This is a genomic window from Priestia flexa NBRC 15715, from assembly GCF_001591565.1.
Lineage (GTDB): Bacteria > Bacillota > Bacilli > Bacillales > Bacillaceae_H > Priestia > Priestia flexa.
The window spans coordinates 1-2,871 of record NZ_BCVD01000204.1; the positions used below are offsets into that span (position 1 = coordinate 1).

The 2,871-nt window shown below is 36.8% G+C and carries 4 protein-coding genes and 1 riboswitch; all 4 genes read left to right on the top strand.

Features of this window, described 5'->3' with window-relative positions:
- Window positions 1-168: 168 nt before the first annotated feature.
- The 4 genes from BFL01S_RS19295 (at window position 169) to BFL01S_RS19305 (ending at window position 2,859) form a co-directional block, all read left to right on the top strand.
- Window positions 169-393, top strand: a complete 225-nt coding sequence (locus tag BFL01S_RS19295) for a hypothetical protein (RefSeq protein WP_025909868.1) — start codon at window positions 169-171, stop codon at window positions 391-393.
- A gap of 5 nt (window positions 394-398) precedes the next feature.
- Window positions 399-527: an AgrD family cyclic lactone autoinducer peptide gene (locus BFL01S_RS20615; RefSeq protein ID WP_139109175.1), complete on the top strand. Its 129-nt coding sequence runs from the start codon at window positions 399-401 to the stop codon at window positions 525-527.
- 183 nt (window positions 528-710) lie between these two features.
- Entirely contained in the window at window positions 711-1,586 is an 876-nt protein-coding gene (locus BFL01S_RS19300; RefSeq protein ID WP_061786685.1) for a YitT family protein, read from the top strand.
- Window positions 1,587-1,729: 143 nt separating this feature from the next.
- A riboswitch (Lysine riboswitch) is annotated at window positions 1,730-1,914 on the top strand.
- Between the two features lie 108 nt (window positions 1,915-2,022).
- A complete protein-coding gene (locus BFL01S_RS19305) occupies window positions 2,023-2,859 on the top strand; it encodes a transporter substrate-binding domain-containing protein (protein WP_061786686.1) in 837 nt (278 codons plus the stop codon).
- The last annotated feature ends 12 nt before the right edge of the window (window positions 2,860-2,871 follow it).

Below are 2,871 nucleotides of genomic sequence, written 5' to 3' on the forward strand. Positions count from 1 at the left end.
CTTATGTCCCAGCCTCTTTAGTCTTTTTATTTTCGTCACTAATATTAGCAAAATAACCCTTGAAAATACAAAAAACGACCACAATATCCAAAAAATGTTTATCCCTTGGGTTTTTATTGTACTATTTATTCAGGAAGCAACGAACAAACAGGAGGATGAGAAAGTACCATGATGAATCAATCTGAAGTAATGGAAAATAAACAATCTGTATCACTCTCGACTACCAATCCCATTAGTCTAGTTAGCGCACTATTTAGTCCAGTTAAATTCTTTAGTCAACTAAAAGTGCAAAGAAAACTGGGGGTCAATATCTTCATTATTTTAGTTCTATATGGAATTATTACGTACTTACTTTCTCAACACTTATTAACGAATAATAAAAAAGGAGATTGATTTAAATGAAAAAGTATCTTTATAATTTTGTTGCTGCTACAGGTTTATTTATGACACAAGCTACCTTTACAACAAGTTGTTTTCTAGGACTGTATGAACCTGAATTGCCTGAAGATGAAGACGAAGAGCTATAATAAGTTTTTGTAATTATTTCTATTTTTAAAGTAGTTAAATAGCCAGTTGTCGGTGTTGAACCGATGACTGGCTATTTACGTTTTTTATGCTTAGTACCTTTTAGAGATACCTTAATTTTATAAATGAAGATGATTTTATGATAAAATTATTTGTGTCAAAAAATATTAGAAGTGAGGAATTACATGAATGCGTTAAAACAGCATCGAAAATCGAGTAAACAAAAACTATTGTTTCGGGGCCTTTTAGTCATCATTGGTGGCATTATCGCAGGTTATGGGTTAGAAACAGTATTAATTCCAAATAGCGTATCTGACGGGGGGGTGACGGGACTTAGCATCGTTGGTTCACAGCTCTTTGGAATTCCACTAGGCGTTTTAATCGCCATCATCAATCTTCCCTTCATCTGGTTAGGTTATCAGCAAATTGGAAAAAGCTTCGCTATTTTTTCAACCATCGGTATTGCTTCTCTAGCAGTTAGTACAACTCTTATGCATCACACTCCAGCTATTATTGAAGGAGATACGCTTTTAGTAACCGTTGTAGGTGGTGTAATCCTTGGTTTTGGAATGGGTCTAGCACTGCGTAATGGAGGAGCATTGGACGGTATTGATATGCTTGCTGTACTCCTTTCACGAAAGTCACCGTTTGGAACAAGTGATCTTATTTTATTTCTAAATATGTTTGTATTTATCGTGGTTTCTTTTGTGTTTGGCTTGCAAGGAGCCATTCTTTCTGCCATTGCTTACTTCATCGCTTCAAAGGTTATTCATGTCGTTGAAGTTGGGTTAAGCGGTTCAAAAGCGTTTGAAATCATTACAAATGAGCCTGTTTTAATGGTTAAAACAATTCGTGATCGACTAGGTCGAAGCGCTACATATAAAGAAGTATACGGCGGATATTCTCACGAAAAGTTCAAAGAGATTACGTGTGTTATTAACCGTTTAGAAGAAAGTAAAATGAAGGAAATTATCAGCGAAATCGATCCGGATGCTTTTGTGCGCGTGTATGACGTTGCCGAAGTAAAGGGTGGAAACTTTAGAAAAACCAACATTCATTAAATCATCCTTTTTATTCTGTATAAAATTGTTTTTTTTTAGAGCTGAAAGAATTAGTTGGAAAATAATCCAATAAAAACCATATTGACAGATTAGGAAGAAAGATGTAGACTTGAAACAAATTTAATAAGACCTCACTTTTAGTCAAGTGAGGTAGAGGCGCGGTATTTAACAGTCTTTAGCAGAGTTTGAGAGACGTTGAAGCTAGAGAGAAGGAAATATCGCCGAAGTGAGTAAATTGTTCTCAACAATTGCTTGCTGGGTCTGTAGTGAAGAACTGCAGGACTGTCTCAATAAGTTTACCAGCTTATTGAGTTGTGCTATCTCATCTTTTAAAAGAGAGGACTTTAGGGAACGATGAATGAAACGACCTGAGTAAATCTCGGGTCGTTTTTTTATTGTCTTCAAAGCTTAAAAAGATATAAGGGGGAAACAAACTATGAAAAGAAAAGCAGGATTTTTCTTAACATTATTGCTTTCAGCAGTCGTTTTATTAGCAGGCTGTGGTCAAAGCAGTGAGTCAGCATCGGGTTCAGGAGACGCTGATACGTTTACGGTAGGCTTGGAAGCAGGCTATCCACCATTTAACTGGACTCAAAATGACGATTCAAACGGAGCGGTTAAAATTAAGGGCGGCTCACAGTATGCAGGCGGCTATGATGTTGAGATGGCTAAGAAAATTGCTGATGGATTAGGCAAAGAGCTAGTGATTGTAAAAACTGAGTGGGATGGTCTTGTACCAGCCTTAACATCAGGTAAAATTGATGCGATTGTGGCAGGAATGTCACCGACTGCAGAGCGAAAAGAAACAATTGATTTCTCTGATAACTACTATAATTCAAACCTAGTAATGGTTGTGAAAAAAGGTAGTAAGTATGAAGGTGCTACGAAGATTGCAGATTTCAAAGGCGCAAAAATTACGGCTCAATTAAACACGTTTCACTACTCCGTCATTGATCAAATTAAAGGTGTATCAAAAGAAACAGCAATGGATAATTTCCCAGCAATGCGCGTAGCGCTAGAATCAGGAGTTATTGATGGTTATGTATCAGAGCGACCTGAAGCAGTAAGTGCTTCAGCAGCAAATGATAATTTTGCAATGGTTGAATTCAAGGATGGCTTCAAAACATCAGCTGACGATACAGCTGTAGCCGTGGGTCTTAAAAAAGACAGTGAGCTAAAAGAAGAAATCAACAAAATCTTAAAAGGTATTTCAGAAGAAGAACGCACAAGCATTATGGATGCGGCAATCAAAAACCAACCTGCAGCAAAATAATGATGACATAAC